Below are 19,507 nucleotides of genomic sequence, written 5' to 3'. Positions count from 1 at the left end.
TTGCTCGCTTTAGCTCTCTAGGGTCTCGATTGCTAGCTATAAATTCTTCCAGAGTCATGAGAACATGGTGGTAAATTTATATTCCATGATATCTCATTTTTCTTCAAAATCATTTAGGATTGGTATATATTAAAAATAAGTAATAGATAGAATAAAGTCAATAGATAGAATAAAATTAAAAAAATATTGATTAAATGGCCACCTAGTTTATTCTAAAAGTCCTAAGGGATGTTTTTTTTAGACAAGGTTGATTGTAAAAAGGTTGACTTGGCTAGAATTCAGTCTATTAATCATTGATCATTGATCATTTTTCACAAGCCTTTATCCTGTTTTAAATAATGTTCTTGACAGTTCTAATTCGTGGTTTTTAGAAAGGTTTAATCGCCGCCATTGCAGCAAGGGCGTGATTGCCCACTCACGAAGCCAGATAAGGTTGAACGCGATGGACGAAGTCCCGCTTTCAGCGATCGCGTGGCCTTTTGGCCAAGGTTGAACGCGATGGACGAAGTCCCGCTTTCAGCGATCGCGTGGCCTTTTGGCCAAGGTTTGATGGTTGATGGTTTGATGGTTGAATGTTGTTCGCGTAGCGTGGCCTTTGGCCAAGGTTGATGGTTGTTCGCGTAGCGTGGCCTTTGGCCAAGGTTGATGGTTTGATGGTTGAATGTTGTTCGCGTAGCGTGGCCTTTGGCCAAGGTTGATGGTTTGATGGTTGAATGTTGTTCGCGTAGCGTGGCCTTTGGCCAAGGTTGATGGTTGTTCGCGTAGCGTGGCCTTTGGCCAAGGTTGATGGTTTGATGGTTGATGGTTTAAGATAGAAGGTTTGATGGTTGATGGTTTGATGGTTTGATGGTTGATGGTTGAAGATTAGAGGGTTAACAACTGAAAGCCGGATGTATAACTGGCAACCTGTAACGTTAAACATGTAACATGTAACCTGTAACGTAAAATATAAACTTTATAACGTTAAACCTGTAAACTATAACGTTAAACCTTCAACCTGTAACCTTCAACCTGTAACTTTCAACCTGTAACCTTCAACCTGTAACCTGTAACGTTAAACCTGTAACCTGTAACCTGTAACCTGTAATCTGTGACCATTCAACTGATCAGGTGATATATGCTAAAAAAAGCCATCGTATTAGTATCTATAGTACTGCTTGCCTGCGCTACAGTTGTAGCAATCGATACCTTCCAGGGATATCAAGAGAGGATAACCATTGCGATCGCAGCTCCGTTAAGCAATGCTAGTGAATCAGCACAACGCTCAGGCAGAGCAATGGTAGACGGTGCTGAACTTTACATTAACCAAGTTAACAAGGCTGGTGGTGTTAAGGGCAAAAAGTTGAAGCTAGAGGTTTATGATGACCAAGGAAATCAGGATGTGGCACGGCAGGTTGCGAAGAAGATTGCTCAATCAAATGCGATCGCAGTGATTGGTCATTACAGTAGTGGGGTATCTACGGCTGCTGGTGAAGTTTATCAACACCATAAGATTCCTGCGGTGACCGGCTCAGCTACTGCTGATGGGTTCACCCAATCGAACAGTTGGTATTTTCGCACCATTTTTTCTAACAGTGCTCAGGGTACTTTTATCGCCAATTATATCCAAAAGATTCTGGGATCTTCCAATATTAGCCTAGTTTACAGCCCCAGCACTTATGGCTTGACCTTAGGGAAGACTGTTGAAGAGACCTTTCGGCAGTTAGGGGGAGAAGTAGTCAGTAAGTGGGTATTAGGGGATGATATAGACCAAGCCATAGAAACGATTTATCAAGATTTATTGGCTTTAAAAAATAGCGGGAAAGACCCAGGAGTGATTGTGATGACAGCGAATCGCAATCAAGTGGCTGGATTAATTGCCAAAATGAAGAGTTCTGGGATGGATTTCCCCATTTTTGGCGGTGACTCCTTAGCCGAAATATCCTTGGGGCAACGGTTTGAAGACTCCCCAGAGGAGAGGAATGAACCAGGCTTCTTTACCAATGGAATTTATGCCATTGCTCCGATTATTTTTGACATTTCTGATGATGGCGGTCAACAGTTCAGAAACGACTTTGAAAAGAATTACAAACAAGCGCCGGGATGGGTGGCGACTTGCTATTATGATGCGGCAAAAGCCATTGTTGAGGCCATTAAACGCTCTGATATTACCTGGGAGGATTTACCGAAAAACCGTTTGATGCTTAAAGAAAGCTTAGCAACTATTAATAGCCAGGAAACGGCATTCAAGGGGGCAACCAGAAATATTTATTTTGACTATTACGGCAATGCAGTAGCACCATTTTTTGTGGGTATTTTTGATAGAAGAAATTTTATTTCAGCGTTTAGCCAGCTGCAAATAATCCCGGACTTACGGGCTGTTGTTAATCTGCAAGAACAGCTCGACAGTGGTGAAATTGTAAAGGTTGGTAATAACTATATGGTAAAGACCCATATCGTTTACACCGGGATGGATATCAATGAGATTAGTCACATAGATGAAAAAACGTCCTCCTATTTGGTGGATTTTTACATTTGGTTTAGGTACCAAGGCGATATTCCAGCAGACCAAATCGAGTTCACAAATTATGGCATTGAGCGGCTAGATTCAGGAGAAAAATTGACCTTAAAGGAACCGATAGATACAGAGTTAAATGATGGTATTAATTATAAAGTCTACCGGGTTAAAGGCGATTTTCATGAAAAGTTTGATTTTCACGATTACCCGTTTGACCATCAGACTCTATCAGCCAGATTTCGACATCTTAACCTAACCCGGGACAAACTAATTTATGTAGTGGACTTCGTGGGAATGCGAGACACCACTACAGAAAAAGTTCTCAAAAATTGGAAGAGAGCTAAAGTGTTTGATAAGATTACCGATTGGAGTGTTGAGAATGCTAATTTTTTCCAGGATACGGTGATTAACGATTCGACTTTGGGCAATCGACGATTTATCGACACAGACTTAGATATAGAATACTCCCGATTCAATGTGGTTATTAAAATCAAGCGGGATTTAGTCAGTTTCAGTATCAAGAATCTATTGCCTCTACTGTTTTTTGTAGTGGTGGGATACCTGTTCATGTTTCTCCCCTTCGATCACATCTCCGTAGAAGCAGTAAGTGGCTTGCTACTAGCGATTGTCTTTTACCATCTGAGCTTGATAGAAGCACTACCGGAGGGGGTTGGCTATGTAGTGGCTCTAGACTATGCCTTTTTTATCGTTTATGTACTCAATGGCTTACAGTTGTTGATGGTGGTGATTGGGAATAGTGAGCGCTTTCAGTCTGGTAAGATTAAGATTAGCAAATTAATGGAGTTTGGAAGAGTGGCGTTTCCAGTGATTTTGGTAGTTTACACGTCTCTTCTGTGCTGGCGGTATTTGTAGTTATTTGTTATAGCGGTTTACGATTTTATTAAGTACATATTTCTGGTTTTTTAGGGAGCAGGGAGTAGCGATGCAGAGGTGCGACCCGTGGCGAATTTAATTCGCCAACGGAAAGCGCACCTAAGCGGTCTTGGGGGTTTCCCCCATGAGCGACTGCATCAAGACGGGAGTAGGAAATAGAGCAGTTGGCATTCAATCTAAGTTATTGATTAATGTTTGACAGCTTACCCTTTGGAGGTAGCTATGGTGAGCTGCTGTAGGGCATCAGAAATTTCTACCGGTAGTGGGGTTGGCTGATGAAGTTGTCGGGTTGACGTCGCAAGACTAGCAACAGAGGCAGCTGTGCGTTTTTGGATGACGTCTAAGGATTCTGGTGGCTTGAGTCGTTGACCTTGTTTGATGACTTGTTCCAGCAGGGGTTGTTCATGATCTTGGCAGGATTCAGCCATTAATCCTAGCCGGTCTTTGATAACTGTATCTTGGTGAAATTGGCGATAGATTTGCTTGCGTCCTGGATAGGTGACTTTGCTACTGGACTGTTTCATGGTGGGAATGCCATCAATTTCTACTAATTTGTAGACTCCATTGACTGGGTTTCCAGTGACTAGGCGAGTTCCGAGTCCATAACCGTCGATACAAGCACCAGCCTGTTTGAGTCTGGCTATTTCATACTCGTCTAAATCCCCACTGGCAAAAATTGAGACATTGGGTAAATGCGATCGCACCTCTTGGGACAAGGTCACTAAATCCCCAGAATCCAAACGTACTCCAGTCACTTGGATTTCTCCAGCTGCGATTTGTTGAGCCAGACTCTTAGCGGCTGCTACAGTATCGTAGGTATCTATTAATAAGGGAGCATTGGGAAAATACCGATAAAAGGCCGTAAAGGCATCCTGCTCACTTCCAGATACTGCTGTGATCGCCATGACCAAAGCATGAGCCATGGTTCCTTTAGGCTGACATCCTAATTTCAGGGCTGCTAATACATTAGATGTGCCATCCAACCCACCTGCTATAGCTGCTCGTGCTGCCCACAAGGATGCCTGAGGACTAAAGGCTCGTCGAGTGCCAAACTCTAGTAAGGTAGCCTCGGCCCCCGCCACATCTCTGAGCCGTGCTGCCTTAGTGGCAATCAAGGTCTGATAGTTAATTGTATTGAGTAGGTAAGTTTCTACTATCTGTGCTTGCCACAGAGGAGCATCCACCCGCAACAACGGTTCATTAGCAAACATTGCGGTTCCCTCGGGCACTGCCCAGACATCACCGGTGAAGCTTCCTTCTGCTAAGAGTGACCAAAACTGTTCCGGTGCTCCCTGAAAAATGTCTGTTTGTTGTAATGCTTCTAGTGCCTGGGGACTAAAGCGAAACTGTTCCAGGTAGTCGAGTACCTGGGCGAGTCCCATAGCAATCAAGTAACCAAAGCCATTAGGTAAACGTCGGGCAAATAGTTCAAAGGAAGCTCGTTTTTGGGCTAAGCCTTCACCACTATAACAGGCTGTCATGGTCAGCTGATACAGGTCAGTTAATAAGCTATAGTCCTCAGGTGTAGGTATTAATTCCTGGTGTTTATCATTCATGGTAGTACTGTTTAAGTAGTAATGTTTAACATAAGGTAAAGGAACTTTAAATAGGTACAGATTTGTTAACAAGCATCTCAAAATTACCAAACAAATCTTAGTGATTAGTTAACCTTGATAAAAGTATTGCAAATATTGCCAAACAAATATTACTAATACTGATCCCAAATCGATAATTTTCGATAAGATTAAGTACACCAAGACAAAAACGTCTTTCAGTCTTTACTGAGAGTTAATACTCAATAATTTGAGAACAGCAATTTGATGAGAGCAGGAAAGTAATCGTGAACCACCAGAAAAGCTAAAGGTTCGCGGTAATTATAACCACTGCTGCTGTTTTCAACTCTAACTCAACTAATTCAGGAGAGCAATTTTATGGGTTTTTACAAACTATTGGAAAGCAGTATTCAATATCTTTCTGAAGCAGTAGCTAGGATTTTTGGTCCTAATGATGACATTTATCCTGCTATTGGTGTTCAACCCTTTAGCGGTGACCCCTTTGAGCAAAAAGAGGCATCTTGGTAAATTCTTCGGTAAATTCTTTGAATTTAGCTAGAATTTGAACGCTAACTATAGCGGTTATTGCTGGAATAAACAACACCCTTAGGGGCGCACGCTGTGCGCCCCTACAGCTAATGTCGGGTTGCCTATTGACGGGATGATTTAAGCTGGGAGCGAACACTGTGATGTAGGTCATGTGGTAATTTAGCGGTTCTCATAACTCCCTACTCCCTACTCCCTACTCCCTACTCCCGTTAACTCAGGCGTTGCCAATTTTCTAGTGGTTTAGCGTGACAAAATTGCTTTCACCTTTGCTTTAAACATTTCAAACTCTTCTGGTGTTGGTTGCACTTGCTGCCAACTTTCCCGTTGCTGTAAAGCTGTTTGCCAATTTTGGACTGAGGGATAGTCAGCTAAATAAACGCCGATCTTGCTCATAAAATATACCGACAAACCGGCGACAATATCGGCTACCGTAAATTGCCCTTCTACAAAATAGTTTTTATTGCCCAATTTTTCGTTATAAAATTTCATCACTGTGGCAACTTGTTTTTGAGCTTGTTCTAATTTTTTGGCTTCTACTTCAATCTCCAAGTTATGGCGCATAAATGTTACGATAGCAGGAGCAAGCTCATTGACGTTGACCAGTTCTATCATCCTCACTGTAGCAATAGCTTGGGGGTCAGTGGGCATAAGAGCAGGAGTTGGATATTTAGCTTCTAAATAATCTAAGATGGCTAAGGATTCTATCACTTTAAATCCATCATCGATTAGGACTGGAACGTGATGAAAAGGATTGATTTCAATAAATTCTGGCGTAAATTGATCACCATCTAATTTTATTTCAACAGGCTCAAACTCAATCTGTTTTTCTAATAAAGCAATCCATACCCGTCGGGCATTGTTGGACATGGGATTATTGTAAAACTTTAACATTGAATCAACTCTCCCTTCCTATCAACGTTTGATTTATTCTTAGTTTAATATCTACTTTCAAGCACAAGCTCATAAACTGATCTATTTCAAGAACCCTTTAACCCAAGGTGAGGATTTGACTTAAAAAGAACCCTACTGCTGCACTACCGAGAGGCACTGTGAGATTATCAATACCGAACTTGGAGAAGGCTTCTAAGACTGTGGCAAAGAATGCGATCGCAATTGACATCAACCAGGTTTCCCAGACATTACCTTGAACAGCTAAAAGGATCAGGCTACTGACGACATAGCTAGTTACCGCCATGGTCCCAGACCCTTCCCAGCTTTTTTGCATCCCCCAAGCCTGATAGGGATGTTGGCCAAATTTCTGACCAATCAGTCCTGCCAGTCCATCCCCCCATGCCATCACTAAAATACCAATAGCGGCATACTGGAATTGTTGTAAGGGCCAAAACCAGGCAATCACGACACCAATACTGACAGCATAGAAGAAAGTGCCTAGACTTTTCCGCCCAACGCTGTTAATACCAGGCAAAATAGGAATGTAATAGGACAAAAGAGCGATCGCACTAGCGATAACTGATGCCAAGATACCTACCCAGGCAGGTATTTGTAGCCACCAAGCCACTAAAATAACGTTACCCGTGCCAATGTGAACAATTTTACGGGTAATTTCTGAATCCCTGGCGGTGCGCTGATGTAGTGTTTCCGCCAGCAGCACAATCGCACCGAGACCGACAGCAATCAGTGCAATTTGCAGCCATAGGGTTGGGATTGATTCTATCCAGGGTACAGAATTAAACAAGGATCTGATGGCAGCATACTTTAAGACCTATTTATTACTGTATTAGATGGGGTGACCATTACATGAAACTTTTACTGATTTGGCTAATTCGAGGCTATCGAGCGTTTATTTCCCCCCTATTTCCCCCAGTCTGCCGCTTTCGACCAACCTGTTCCCAGTATGCTATCCAAGCCATTGAGCGGTTTGGTGTCTTTCGGGGCGGTTGGCTAGGAATTCGGCGTATTCTACGGTGTCATCCTCTCTATCCAGGAGGTTATGATCCCGTGCCTGACGTTTATCCTAATGGTAATAGCGATAAATCTAGAAGTGTTGAACAGGGAACAGGGAACAGGGAACAGGAAACAGGGAACAGGGAACAGGGAACAGAGAAGAAGTAGTGACTCTTGTGGTTTGAGTATGCTGAAAAAACTGATAACTGCTATAACTTATGAAACCTTATCAGCAAATCCCAATTGTAGAGTGTGGAGAACCCCTCATCCCCATTCCCTTAGAACAATTTGCCGCTCGTACCCCTCATCCCTACCAAAAACTGGGGGCACCTTATGGTAAAGCTTCCCCTTATTATCTGCGCCAGAGTGTGATAGAAGCACTCTTTGTGGCTCAAAGCCAACTCCAACAGCAGCATCCAGGTTGGCGCATCCAGATTTTTGATGGCTATCGACCGGTAGAAGTCCAACAATTCATGGTTGACCATACCTTTGCTGAAGTAGCTCAGGCCCAACAACTCAACCCAACCACCCTATCGGAAAAACAACAGCAAGCCATTTGGGAACAAGTCTATCAATTTTGGGCAGTACCCAGCTCTAACCCTATGACTCCACCCCCTCACAGTACAGGTGGTGCGTTAGATATTACCCTGGTGGATGCTACTGGTGAAACCATTGATATGGGCTCTGAGATTGATGAAGTCTCACCACGCTCCCATCCCGATTATTACGCCAATCAGCAAGACTTGCCTTATCATCACAATCGACAGCTGTTAAAAAATTTAATGTACTCGGCTGGGTTCCGGTGTCATCCTAGAGAGTGGTGGCATTTTTGCCTCGGAGACCAAATGTGGGCTTGGCTGCGCAATCAAGAAGATTCAACCAATACCTTGATCGCACGATATGGTGGTGTTGACTGCGGAGCATGTTGAGTCCTGAGTACTGAGTCGGAGAGTCGGTCAGTCCTAAGTGGGGAGCGTGCTAAGTGGGGAGCGTGGTGATAGCTCAGTTGCTGCTAAGATGGTTTAGCAGTGGCATTGTAGTGGAATTGTTAATCAAGTAGCTCAAAGAATGCTACAAATAGACCATTTTTTATTGCCCCTCTTGCCTCTCTTGGCCCTCCTGCTATCTCTCCCTGGCATTAAAGCAAAATGGTATCAGATATCCTATAAAAACAATTAAAACATAACGATTACTTAAGGTTATATAAGATTTATGATGGCACCTAAGCAAGTATACGTCCTTTTATTTAATGCCCGGACAGAAAACGAGGGAATTCACACCATCCAAATTGGCGATAAGCAAACGGTATTGATGTTTGAAGAGGAAGACGATGCTACCCGCTTTGCTTTATTGCTCGAAGCCCAGGATTTCCCAACAGCAACCGTGGAAGCTATCGATCTAGAAGAGATTGAAGAGTTTTGCCAATCGGCTGGTTATGACTCGGAGTTGGTTACTGAAGGAATGTTGGCCATGCCACCGGAAACAAATCTAGAAAAGACTGATTGGCAACCTGACGTCAAGAAAACCGAAGAACCAGAAATATCAGAGCTAGACCGCATTCGCCGTCAGTTGGAAAATTTATTGTAAACTGATAAAAATTTGAGGAATACTTTTTAACTGTCCCCCTTGACCGGTAAACCAAACAACCAAACAACCTACCAGACACCGAATCGGCAAAGGCGAACAACCGTCAACGGTTCAAGCTTCAACCAAATAACCTTCAACCTTCAACTAATGACTAAATAAATAATGCAAAATTTAGAACAACGGGGACATCTACTGACCGAACAGATTAATCCCAATAGTCAGAACCTTGACCAGCTGACATCCCTAGAGTTAGTCGATCTATTTAATCAAGAAGATACCAAAACCCTAGATGCGATCGCAGCAGCTCGTAGCCAGCTAGCTCAAGCCATTGACTGCACAGCAAAGGCATTGCGTCAAGGAGGATGCCTCTTCTACGTGGGGGCTGGTACCAGTGGACGCTTGGGAGTCCTCGATGCTGCCGAATGTCCCCCCACCTTTTGTACACCCCCAGACCTAGTCCAAGGGATCATTGCTGGAGGAGCAGGGGCATTGGTGCGGAGTTCTGAAGATTTGGAAGACCGACGGGAAGATGGTGCAAAAGCGATCGCCCATCGCCGGGTACATGACCTAGATGTGGTGGTAGGCATTACCGCAGGTGGTACCACACCCTTTGTCCACGGCGCACTCCAAGAGGCACGACGGCGGGGCGCAACCACTATTGCGATCGCTTGTGTCCCTCCTGAACAGGTCAGTATTGATGCTGATATCGATATTCGGCTGCTAGTTGGTCCGGAAATCCTAGCTGGCTCTACTCGCCTCAAAGCCGGTACTGTCACTAAAATGGCCTTGAATATCCTTTCCACTGGAGCCATGGTAAAGCTTGGCAAAGTCTACGGCAATCGCATGGTAGATGTGGCAGTGACCAACAAGAAACTTCATGACCGAGCCCTGCGCATCCTCAAAGACCTGACCAACCTCAGCCGAGAAGACTGCGCTCACTTACTAGAGCGCAGTGGACGCCAGGTAAAACTAGCGCTACTAATGTACTGGACAGGATTAGACCAAGTAGAGGGAGCCAGCTTCCTACAGCAAAACCAAAGTGATCTCAGAGCCGCTCTCCAAAGTTGGAAACAAACTAGTACTCCATCAAAATTGAATTGATAATGTTTAACGGATCACAGACTACTGTCACTTTGGTAATCATACTTGTAGCCCTTGGTGTTCTAGGTTGGGGCTATAACCGCGCTCGTTCTTACGGCAAGCTGGGAATTTTAGCCTGGTTGCAGTCAGTAGTATTGACACTGCCCTGGCTATTATTCTTTGGCTTAGTCAGCATGGGAATTTACCTGAATATCGTTGGGATCCTATTTCTGCTACTCGCTTCCACCGGCCTATACATCTACTTGGGCAGGCTCTTACGTGCAGCAGGTCAAGATGAGGTTTGGCGGGAGCGTGCCACCAAACTGTTCGAGGATCAACAACAAAGCAAAGATGCCCAAAAGTCTGAGGAGCAAGATAGTGCAGCTGACAACAATTTAACTGCCGTATCCGAGGGTCCGAATACTACCAGGATCGGAGTAGCTACAATTCCTGATGAAGACCTACAACTGATTAAAGAGATTTTTGGGATTGATACCTTCTTTGCGACGGAAACTATAAAATATCAGGAAGGGGCAATTTTTACAGGCAATCTGCGGGGAAACGATGCAGAAGTTGTACATTCTCGTTTGTCAGCTAATCTAAAGGAAAAATTAAGCGATCGCTATCGGCTATTTTTAGTCGATAATCCAGAAGGGAAACCAGTTGTCATTGTCTTGCCCAGTACCAATGACCCACGAACCACTACAGTTGCGCAAAAAATATTAGCCCTGGTTCTGGTAATTGCCACATTTTTCACCACTTTAGAAGTATCTGGGTTACTGCTTGAGTTTGATTTATTCAGTGAACCAGAACGGTTTCGGGAAGCCTTACCGATTACCATCGGAATTTGGATAGTTCTGATTACCCATGAACTCGGTCACTGGTGGCAAGCCAAAGCTCACGACGTTCGCCTCAGCATACCCTTTTTCCTTCCCAGCTTGCAAATCGGCTCATTTGGTGCTATGGTTCGCTTCGAATCATTATTACCCAATCGAAAAGTATTATTTGATATTTCTATAGCCGGACCAGCCGTAGGTGGTGTAGTGTCTCTACTGATGCTGATGGCGGGATTAGTCCTTTCTCATCAAGGCAGTGCTTTTCAGGTGCCAGCGGAATTCTTCCAAGCGTCCATTTTAGTCGGAGGGCTGGCAAAGTTAGTGCTTGGTAGTGCTCTCCAAGAGTCTTTAGTGGATGTTCACCCTCTCACCATTGTCGGTTGGCTAGGTTTAACCATAACAGCTTTGAACCTAATGCCAGCAGGACAACTCGATGGTGGGCGAATTGTCCAAGCTATCTACGGACGCAAAACTGCTCGACTTACTACCATTGCCACCTTAGTAATTTTGGGGATTCTGGCCTTAATCAATCCAGCCAATCCCATCATTTTGTACTGGGGAATCTTGATTTTGTTCTTGCAGCGGAGTTTAGAACGTCCTAGCCTCAATGAAATTACCGAACTTGATGATACTCGAGCATTGTGGGGGTTATTGGCATTATTTTTAATGGTTGCAACTCTGATTCCCATTAATTCCGCTTTGGCAGGAAGGCTAGGAATTGGGGGCTAATTTCAAGGGTTGAACGCGCACCCGTGGGCTTTTGGCCAAGGTTGTTAAGTTGTTAAGTTGAAGGTTGAAGGTTGTTAGGTTGAAGGTTGAAGGTTGAAGGTTGAACGGTTGTTCGCCTTTGGCGTCCCTTGTAGATTAGGTTGATAGTTACATGCTTCTTGGGGAAAACTTCAACCTTAGTTAATCATACTTGATGAGCAAATTTTGGAATAATGGTGAAAAAGCGATGCATCGCTATTCCCTAAAATCCCAAACTTGTGTACCTCAATTAGTATAAGTATCACTATGCAATCTACTTCCCAAATTAACCAATGTACACTTCTCCCTGAGACCTTAATTAAACTCGCTTACCAGGGATTTCAACGTAAGCATTCAGCCGTCAGCCGTCAGCCGTCAGCTCTACAGCGAAATGCTCCTCACTCTGCGGCGGTGGAGGTCTTAACTAGACTACAACTCGACCTGCTACTGGCTTTAACACCACCTGGGAAAAAGAAACCCGAGAAACTGACTATTGACTGGTATTCTAGCTTACGGAATCGGAGAGCGTAGTACAATGACCTTTGAACTGGTGTGGGCGTACGAAGGGTTTGTGGGAGTGTTTCTTCTATGTTACAGATGGTTTCAAGGTGTATCCCAACTACATCCATCGATGGTGACCAGATATCGTCAACCCGTTGTATATGACCCGAGTCTAGGGTTATTTCACTCGATTGAGGAACTATCTGGCTCGGCTACATCCCAAGACTTTGTGTGACTCGAAGTCAATAGAAATGCTGAAGCATTCGATCGGACTGTTAGTGCATTACCTGAAGTTTTGGGAGGTGCCGGTGCCACCGAGGCACATACCTGTCTATCCCTGATTCATCCGGTAATTCAGTAACGCTTTGGAGTTTAGTCATTTCTACGTTGAATTGGAGAAGCAAACATGGTCAATCTGCATAAGAAGTACGAAGTTCAGAATGTTCAACAAAATCGTTCAGAACACGACCCTTTTACCTTGAAAAGGTACGAACAGTTCTTCAGTTTTTTTCAGAAAGGAGCTGTAAAGATTCTTGACGTAGGTTGCAATACGGGTAGAGGTGGATTACGTTTTAAGGAGTTGAACCCGAACCTGACATTATTTGGTCTTGATTGTGTACAAGAAAGATTAGATGTTTTGCCTGAGTGCTATTCACAAAAAGTCTATGGTCTTTCAACAGACATACCTATGGAAGATCGATTTTTTGATGTGATTACTGCTGGTGAGTTTCTTGAACACCTGTATCCTGCCGATGTAGATAAAACATTATGTGAATTCCAAAGAGTGTTGAAGATTGGCGGAAGGCTGTTGCTTACCACTCCCAATCCTAATTACATAAAAAATAAAATCATTGGAATGTCAGTTTACGGTGTCAGCCATTTAACTCAGCATTTTCCAGAAGTTCTGCGATTGAGATTGCAAATGCATGGATTCTCAGGAGTTAAATTATATGGATCAGGTAGGGTATCCCAGTATTTAGGTTGGCATTTTCCGTTGATGTCAATCTATGGTAGCTATCTCGTTGTAGCAAATAAGTACTGATCAGGCTAAGATTACCGTTTGTCTGCTTAAGGAGAAAATATCCCACCTGGAAAATTAAAAGGAAATGTGGCAATTCTTCCAGGGGGTAGGCTTTCCTGGAATGTCCTCCTGTGTAAGGTCAATGGCACTGAAGCAGAGGAATTAGCTCAAGCAGGTGTTAAACCCTCTGCTCAGATTCTCGAAGAGATGAATTTCGTTGAAACTTGGCTCAAAGGTATCGGAGCGAAAGCCGTTAAGCCTGCATCTGAGCTTTATATCCGCCATGCAGGCAATATTACTGGTGTGGTAAACCCTCTCTATGGCTCCCAAATGCTCTTAGGTGGCACACCCAATTGGTCTGCTTTGGGAACCTTTGGCTATCATTTTGATGTGCGAGGTGGTATCGAAGGTCTTGGTAACAGAGCCTCTCAGAACGGGATAAAAAGTGTAAGTTTTAGTAAGCCAATTTTCAACATTGGCATCCAGCATGCCCAAATTAAGACAGTCCCTAATTTAGCCGTTGTCAGTCCTGGTTCTGGGTTTCAAGGGTTTGCTTCATCCGCTGGTAGAATTGTGGAATTTAATGCTGGTGTTGGTCAGGCATTGGGGATTGCTGCCATTACTGCCCTTCTTTCTGGCAGAAACCTAACTATAGCGATTTATAACCTAATGAGGTACACAAAATTTTTTCCCTCTTGCCTATTGCCTATTGCCTATTGCCTATTGCCTATTCTCTGTTCCCTGTTCCCTGTTCCCTGTTCCCTAAAACCCAAAAATTTGTACCTCACCTAATTAAAAACCGCTATAATGTATCCAACTCTGAGGTCAGAAAAGTACTTTTAAGCACGAAGCAACTTCCTCGCGTCTATGGATATGCTAATAATAATGAAGCTAAGAAATTGAATAATTTCGAGTCTTTATTAGTGCTAGTTTGAGATCTGATGCTTTAGCAACAAATAACAACAACTAACACTACTGAAAGCACCAGCCACCAGATCAATTGGATTTCTTCCAATCCTCTATATCTGGTGCTTTCACAAATTCAGGAAACATAATCCCAAAACCCCTCTCACGCTCAGAAGCTGGTTCATCACTCATATTCAACAAGGTTTCATAGAAGAAAAACGACACACCAGCAAATCCCCGCAGTCGGACAGCATCCACTTGCCGCTGAATTTGTGATACCGGAACTAAGCGAGTTCTTAGACCACTTAAAATCCCAATCCCTACCGGAATATGACTCCTTGCTCTTTTGACTTCTGTCTGGTCTAATTCCGAGATAAAAGTGCTGAAATTATCTCGATAAATCTGGACAATTAGTTCTTCTACTAAACCCCGTTGTTCCCAACTTGCCCAGTCAGCTAAAAAGAATTGGTAAGAAAAACGCTGGGGATTGGGAGATAGGGAAATAATCACATCATTGTTACTGTCTTCAACACTGTCTTTAACTGCTCGAAACAGCTTGGTTAGGAAATCCGTAATTTTGTTGGCTCGCCAGCGTACCCATTCCTCATCCTTTGGGTCAGTGGGGGGAGATTTACCTTGGTGTTCTTTTTTGTACAATTCTACTGTGAAATCATCGTAACCAAAGGTCACTGGCAAGCCAAAGTGGTCATCGAATTGGATACCATCAACATCATAGTTGCTGACAATTTCGATAACTAAATCTTGAATAAATTGCTGTACCTCTGGTTTAAAAGGATTGAGCCAAACAATCTCTTGTAGTCTTTCATCCTCTGGTTCTAATCCTTTAGTAGTTTGAGTCTTGACCCCATCTTTGGTTTGGGTCAGCCAATCTGGGTGGCGTTTGGCTAATTCAGAATAGGAGGGTGCTTTGAAGCCAAATTCAAACCAGGGAATAACTCTCAAACCATTGTCATGTCCCACCTCGACAATCTCTTTGAGAACATCTCGTCCTCCCTGCACCCCCTTCTTTGGGTCAAATAAGTCTTTCTCTAACTCCGTCGATATTCGTGCTTCCAGTCCCACTACCCGTTTAGCTACTTGAGACGGATATAGTGTATAACCCCAATTCCACACTGTAGGATATACCGTGTTAAAGTTGAGCTCCTTAAGTTTTTGTAGGCTATCCGTTACTGCTTTAGTAGACAACAGTACCTCACTATCAATATTTGTCAGCCATACCCCTCTTAACTCCGCTTCAGTAGAACCAGGAGTTGGTGGCTCAACCTTAGCAATGTATTGATTAGGAATCAATCCAGTGGTTTGGGTAGCTTGGCACAAAAAAGCAGCTACCTCAGCTCGACTAGCTTGTTGGTTAGGTTTGAATTGCTTCACATTAGGGGGATTGACCACAATCTGATTTTCCGTAGCTGCTGCGATCGCATTTTGGGCATAGTTCGGAATTGCCGTAGCATCAGTAAACGCTGCCTTTAAAGTTTCTACGGAAGAGTTAACCGGTTTATACTTCAATCCACTCGCTAAAGATACTAACGCTTGGACACGAGGGATATTTTGCTTAGGCCGGAAAACTCTACCAGGATAGCCAGCCAAAAATCCCGTTTTATCAGCATTACGAATAGCCTGATTAGCCCAGTAATTAGTTGGTACATCTACGAATTTTTGGTCACTGCGCACTTGAGGAGCACTAGGGAAAGCCTTCAGAAGCAGTGCAGCAAACTCAGCTCTGGTGATCGGAGCATTCGGTTTAAAGGTACCATCTGGGTAACCCCTGATAATATTTTGTTGTGCTAGTTTGGTGATACACGGCTGTGCCCAATAATTGTCTGGGACATCTTTAAAGGTGCCACTGGCGTAGGATGGGGAAAGCTGGCATAGAGGAATTATCATCCCGATCACAAATAGCAAAATCCACCAACCCTGACGTTTAATGGTTTGCTTAAAAGAAACCAGTCTATTTACCAAGGCTATAGGCCAGAGTTTCAGTAACGGTTTCATTGGTTGAACAAGCTCCGGGTGAGGGTGTTGGGCTAATCAGGATTTTGATTAACCGCGAAGATGCAAAGAACACGACACTAGATTAGCAGAGGTTATGGATTAGAAGAGGAATTATCCAATGGAGCTAATATGGAGCTAATTCACCGTTACCGTGGCAGTCTGTTAGGATTGGCTGTCGGGGATGCAGTCGGTACTACTTTAGAGTTTAAGGCACCAGGCTCCTTCACCCCGATTGAAGATATGGTGGGTGGTGGGCCTTTTGGTTTGAAGCCAGGCTACTGGACTGATGATACATCCATGGCCCTGTGTTTAGCCCATAGTTTGATTGACCAACAGGGGTTTGATCCAGTTGATCAATTACAACAGTATCTGCGATGGTCCCGAGAAGGTTATCTCAGCAGCACAGGTCAGTGTTTTGACATTGGAAACACAGTATCCCAAGCCTTGCAGCAATTTCAAATAACCCAAAACCCTTACTGTGGTTCCACAGCTCCCCGTAGTGCTGGTAATGGGTCTATCATGCGCTTGGCTCCTGTGCCTTTGTTTTATGCTAAAAAACCAAAAGAAGCGATCGAGAAGTCTGGTGATAGTTCACGCACCACTCATGGAGTAGCAAGCGCTGTCGATGCCTGTCGCTACTTGGGGGCGCTGCTAGTGGGAGCAGTTAATGGAGTAAGCAAAGAAGAACTGCTTTCGGAACTCTATTGCCCCATTCCTCAATACTGGCAAGAAAACCCAATGGTTGGGGAAATACACGAAATTGCCACAGGATCCTTCAAATACCGCCAGCCCCCAGAAATTAAGGGGACTGGTTATGTCGTGAAATCCTTAGAAGCAGCTTTATGGGCCTTTGAGCACAGTAGCTCGTTTCGGGAAGGCTGTCTGTTAGCCGTCAACTTAGGTGATGATGCTGATACCACCGGGGCAGTTTACGGACAATTGGCAGGAGCATTTTATGGAGAGCAAGGGATACCAGAATCTTGGCGTTCCCGACTAGTTAAACGGGAGCTGATTGAGTCCACAGCTGACCAACTATTTGCCCTGGCTCAACGCGCTTAAGTTATATCAATTAAGTGATATCAAGTTAAGTTATATCAAGATTTATAGCGTTTCTCATACTTATAAAGTACATTCCATTTCCTTCCCCCCTCCCACCCTTCCTCCAGCAGTAGGGGGAATTCCGACTCCCGACTCCCGACTCCCGACTCCCGACTCCCGACTCCCGACTCCCGACTCCCGACTCCCTAAAACCCTAAGGGCGAAAGTCCCTCACCCAGAAGCCAACGGACTTGATATTAAATAGAATAGACCTGACCATCAATTAATAATCGGGTAATTCCTTTAGCTTGCAAATAAGAAGAGGTCTTCTGAAGCATCTGAGCATCAGGAACCTTGATGACTCGCTCAGAACGATTAGAAAAACGCCGTGCTACCCTATGGTTTTCAAATACTGGCAAGGTTGTCTCTTGAACTTCTTCGTCAGGAATTTGTCCGAGGTCGCTAAACTCATTCAGAGGGCGAGCAATTAACTCCGCCGCTCGGCTGACTACCAAATAGCAGGTTTTAGGAAGAGAAGCTTCCGAGAGGGGCAAAATTTCAATGTAAGAACCGCTTTTAGCCACAGAGGTTCTGATGGATTCGTGAATCTCAGGATCTGGCAAGTCATCGTCCCAATCTTCATCTAGGTCATCTAGGTCATCTAGATCATCTAGGTCATCTAGATCATCCAAATCCTCCAAATCCTCTAAATCATCATCTTGATCCAAATCCCCTAAATCTTCGTCCAACAACTCGGTGAATCTCCTAGTTGCTAGTCCCTTATGCTCAGGTAATAATTGATCTTGGTGATCAACAGACTTATCTTCCTCTGAACCTGATGTGGTAATATCAAGTTGTAATTGGGTATGTTGCTCCTCTTCCTCCACTGGTGGTTGAGCAGCCACAGAGGAACGCTTACGCCGCCGACGTCCATCAGTAGAGGTTGAAGTGAATAAATCACTGACAGATTCTGCTAATGGTTCATTTTTGAGTACAACTAGTGATGATTTAGTGGCTGTTTCTACCACAGGCTTAGCGGTTTTGACAGTAGAAGAGGAGACATTTTCAGCAGTACGATTAGAGCGCTTTTGTTGAATTAGAGCCTCGTATTCTGCCTCCAACAAGTTGCTCTTAAGGATACGGCTAATGGTGGAGTTACTAACTCCATAACGGTCAGCCAGCGTTGAGGTTGTCTCTGCTGTCTGTCGATATAGTTCTAGGATGTCCTGTTTATCGACATCAGATAGTTTTCTTGGACTCATGCTACTTTTTCAGCTCGCCTGCGTGAACCACGACGGGAACGGCTCGATATTTGATATTCCAGGGCAGCCCCTATTGCAAACAATACACCACTGAATACAAAAAAGACTTCTGGTAAACCGCCACTTTGGTAGTTCGGTCTAGTCTCAGCATACTTAAACCACATATCTGCAATGTACAGGCAAAATGTTGCAGCGGCAATCATTTGCCAGGATTGGGAAAAACGTCCACCCCAAAACGCTAACAGTAGGGATGAGGCAATAATCAGCAGAATTACATCGCAACCAATGTAGAGGGTGGTCAATTGGTTTGAATAGGCACTCAGTGACTTGTCAAGTTCAATCGCCCACCTTGGAGAATTATGAACGGTACTCTGATTAGCCTCAGATTTGGTTATTTCATCAGATGGCTCTGCCGAGATGACCATAGCATTATTTTCCAAGACCCGCAGTGGTGTGGTCGAGTCAGAAATAGAATAGGCAATTGTCACATCACCAGATTCAGGAGTGCTTGATTCGAGGGAAGGGGCAAGTAAGAGCAAAGCAGCTAAGGCCATCCCCACTATGGCAATCGCTATAATCGTTAACCCTTGCCAAAGTTCTAAGTTTAAGCGCCTGGGAATAACTGCTAAAAACATACCTACCCCAAGACATACGTAAGAGGATAAGTAAAACACATCTGCTAGTGATACATCAGGGTTAAGGTGAAAATACAGCTCCCACACACCGAATATCAAGCCACCAATCAAATAGAACAGATTCCCCAAACCGAGTCCTAGCCAGACATTTCGTCCACTGGCAATCTGAGGGCTACGCCAATTTCTGAAACAGAGAATACTTGCTACTAGGAAGGGTATACATTCTAAAAAGTAGGTACTAATCACGTACCAAAATGGACTCTCTTGCCCAGGGGATGTAATACCAAACAGCAAGAAAAATAATAGGGAAATAATCGCCCAAGCAATACCACCATAGATGATGGTATTGCTGCTGAGGGGAGATAGATTACCTGATGACCGTTCTGCAGAGCTGCTCATAGGAATTTCACACTTATCACTGACTGGCACAATAAGACTATGGTTAGCCAGATAACATATTAATGATTCTAATCGCTTATTTTT

Annotated in this window: 19 protein-coding genes and 2 pseudogenes; 13 read left to right on the top strand and 8 right to left on the bottom strand. The window is 44.0% G+C overall.

Annotated features, from left to right (window positions below; all coding sequences use genetic code 11):
• Positions 1 to 460: 460 nt before the first annotated feature.
• A complete protein-coding gene (locus tag F6K46_RS18745) occupies positions 461 to 922 on the bottom strand; it encodes a hypothetical protein (protein ID WP_293059977.1) in 462 nt (153 codons plus the stop codon).
• 195 nt (positions 923 to 1,117) lie between these two features.
• On the opposite strand from F6K46_RS18745, the gene F6K46_RS18740 reads away from it, so the two are divergent.
• Positions 1,118 to 3,370 carry an ABC transporter substrate-binding protein gene (locus F6K46_RS18740; protein WP_293059974.1) on the top strand — a complete coding sequence of 751 codons (2,253 nt, stop codon included), beginning with the start codon at positions 1,118 to 1,120 and terminating at the stop codon, positions 3,368 to 3,370.
• A gap of 28 nt (positions 3,371 to 3,398) precedes the next feature.
• Here F6K46_RS18740 and F6K46_RS18735 read toward each other — a convergent pair whose 3' ends face one another.
• Positions 3,399 to 3,566, bottom strand: coding sequence for a hypothetical protein (locus tag F6K46_RS18735; protein WP_293059971.1), 168 nt, complete (start codon positions 3,564 to 3,566; stop codon positions 3,399 to 3,401).
• A gap of 28 nt (positions 3,567 to 3,594) precedes the next feature.
• Positions 3,595 to 4,947, bottom strand: coding sequence for a nicotinate phosphoribosyltransferase (locus F6K46_RS18730; protein WP_293059968.1), 1,353 nt, complete (start codon positions 4,945 to 4,947; stop codon positions 3,595 to 3,597).
• A gap of 375 nt (positions 4,948 to 5,322) precedes the next feature.
• On the opposite strand from F6K46_RS18730, the gene F6K46_RS18725 reads away from it, so the two are divergent.
• Positions 5,323 to 5,472: a hypothetical protein gene (locus tag F6K46_RS18725; RefSeq protein WP_198954255.1), complete on the top strand. Its 150-nt coding sequence runs from the start codon at positions 5,323 to 5,325 to the stop codon at positions 5,470 to 5,472.
• Positions 5,473 to 5,733: 261 nt separating this feature from the next.
• Here F6K46_RS18725 and F6K46_RS18720 read toward each other — a convergent pair whose 3' ends face one another.
• Positions 5,734 to 6,384: a glutathione S-transferase family protein gene (locus F6K46_RS18720; RefSeq protein WP_293059965.1), complete on the bottom strand. Its 651-nt coding sequence runs from the start codon at positions 6,382 to 6,384 to the stop codon at positions 5,734 to 5,736.
• A gap of 97 nt (positions 6,385 to 6,481) precedes the next feature.
• Positions 6,482 to 7,189: a diacylglycerol/polyprenol kinase family protein gene (locus F6K46_RS18715; RefSeq protein WP_293059962.1), complete on the bottom strand. Its 708-nt coding sequence runs from the start codon at positions 7,187 to 7,189 to the stop codon at positions 6,482 to 6,484.
• 62 nt (positions 7,190 to 7,251) lie between these two features.
• Here F6K46_RS18715 and yidD point away from each other — a divergent pair.
• The 9 genes and pseudogenes from yidD to F6K46_RS18670 form a co-directional block, all read left to right on the top strand.
• Positions 7,252 to 7,458, top strand: a pseudogene (gene yidD / locus F6K46_RS18710) (membrane protein insertion efficiency factor YidD); the annotation flags it as partial.
• A 158-nt stretch (positions 7,459 to 7,616) separates the two neighbouring features.
• Positions 7,617 to 8,327, top strand: coding sequence for a M15 family metallopeptidase (locus tag F6K46_RS18705; protein ID WP_293028433.1), 711 nt, complete (start codon positions 7,617 to 7,619; stop codon positions 8,325 to 8,327).
• 286 nt (positions 8,328 to 8,613) lie between these two features.
• Positions 8,614 to 8,985, top strand: coding sequence for a DUF3110 domain-containing protein (locus tag F6K46_RS18700; protein ID WP_364303389.1), 372 nt, complete (start codon positions 8,614 to 8,616; stop codon positions 8,983 to 8,985).
• Positions 8,986 to 9,147: 162 nt separating this feature from the next.
• Positions 9,148 to 10,086, top strand: a complete 939-nt coding sequence (gene murQ, locus F6K46_RS18695; RefSeq protein ID WP_293059956.1) for an N-acetylmuramic acid 6-phosphate etherase — start codon at positions 9,148 to 9,150, stop codon at positions 10,084 to 10,086.
• Between the two features lie 2 nt (positions 10,087 to 10,088).
• Positions 10,089 to 11,630, top strand: a complete 1,542-nt coding sequence (locus F6K46_RS18690) for a site-2 protease family protein (protein WP_293059953.1) — start codon at positions 10,089 to 10,091, stop codon at positions 11,628 to 11,630.
• 285 nt (positions 11,631 to 11,915) lie between these two features.
• The gene (locus F6K46_RS18685; protein ID WP_293028420.1) at positions 11,916 to 12,179 is read left to right on the top strand and encodes a hypothetical protein; all 264 of its coding nucleotides are present in this window, start codon (positions 11,916 to 11,918) and stop codon (positions 12,177 to 12,179) included.
• Positions 12,145 to 12,490, top strand: a pseudogene (locus F6K46_RS18680) (IS1 family transposase); the annotation flags it as partial. The gene F6K46_RS18685 and the pseudogene F6K46_RS18680, both read left to right, overlap by 35 nt.
• Before the next feature lie 65 nt (positions 12,491 to 12,555).
• Entirely contained in the window at positions 12,556 to 13,191 is a 636-nt protein-coding gene (locus F6K46_RS18675; protein WP_008179339.1) for a class I SAM-dependent methyltransferase, read from the top strand.
• Between the two features lie 66 nt (positions 13,192 to 13,257).
• Positions 13,258 to 13,962 carry a hypothetical protein gene (locus F6K46_RS18670; protein ID WP_293059948.1) on the top strand — a complete coding sequence of 235 codons (705 nt, stop codon included), beginning with the start codon at positions 13,258 to 13,260 and terminating at the stop codon, positions 13,960 to 13,962.
• A 204-nt stretch (positions 13,963 to 14,166) separates the two neighbouring features.
• Here F6K46_RS18670 and F6K46_RS18665 read toward each other — a convergent pair whose 3' ends face one another.
• Positions 14,167 to 16,089 (bottom strand): family 10 glycosylhydrolase, encoded by a 1,923-nt coding sequence (locus F6K46_RS18665; RefSeq protein ID WP_293059945.1) that lies wholly within the window; start codon positions 16,087 to 16,089, stop codon positions 14,167 to 14,169.
• 129 nt (positions 16,090 to 16,218) lie between these two features.
• Between F6K46_RS18665 and F6K46_RS18660 the strand changes: the two genes are divergently transcribed.
• Both F6K46_RS18660 and F6K46_RS18655 read left to right on the top strand, forming a co-directional pair.
• Positions 16,219 to 17,148: an ADP-ribosylglycohydrolase family protein gene (locus F6K46_RS18660; RefSeq protein WP_293059942.1), complete on the top strand. Its 930-nt coding sequence runs from the start codon at positions 16,219 to 16,221 to the stop codon at positions 17,146 to 17,148.
• On the top strand, positions 17,126 to 17,392 hold the full coding sequence (locus tag F6K46_RS18655) for a hypothetical protein (protein ID WP_293059939.1): 267 nt from the start codon (positions 17,126 to 17,128) through the stop codon (positions 17,390 to 17,392). The genes F6K46_RS18660 and F6K46_RS18655 overlap by 23 nt, the downstream gene beginning before the upstream one ends.
• On the opposite strand, the gene F6K46_RS18650 is transcribed toward F6K46_RS18655, so the two are convergent.
• Together F6K46_RS18650 and F6K46_RS18645 are read right to left on the bottom strand one after the other, a co-directional pair.
• Positions 17,385 to 18,389 carry a hypothetical protein gene (locus F6K46_RS18650; protein WP_075905402.1) on the bottom strand — a complete coding sequence of 335 codons (1,005 nt, stop codon included), beginning with the start codon at positions 18,387 to 18,389 and terminating at the stop codon, positions 17,385 to 17,387. The two genes, F6K46_RS18655 and F6K46_RS18650, sit on opposite strands and share 8 nt — an antisense overlap.
• Positions 18,386 to 19,423, bottom strand: coding sequence for a hypothetical protein (locus F6K46_RS18645; RefSeq protein WP_075905404.1), 1,038 nt, complete (start codon positions 19,421 to 19,423; stop codon positions 18,386 to 18,388). Before F6K46_RS18645 ends, F6K46_RS18650 begins: the two co-directional genes overlap by 4 nt.
• Between the last annotated feature and the right edge of the window lie 84 nt (positions 19,424 to 19,507).

Source organism: Moorena sp. SIO3E8 (genome assembly GCF_010692445.1).
In the GTDB taxonomy this organism is placed as follows: domain Bacteria; phylum Cyanobacteriota; class Cyanobacteriia; order Cyanobacteriales; family Coleofasciculaceae; genus Moorena; species Moorena bouillonii.
The sequence above is the reverse complement of the archived record's forward strand: the minus strand, read 5'-3'. Positions and strand labels throughout refer to the sequence as shown.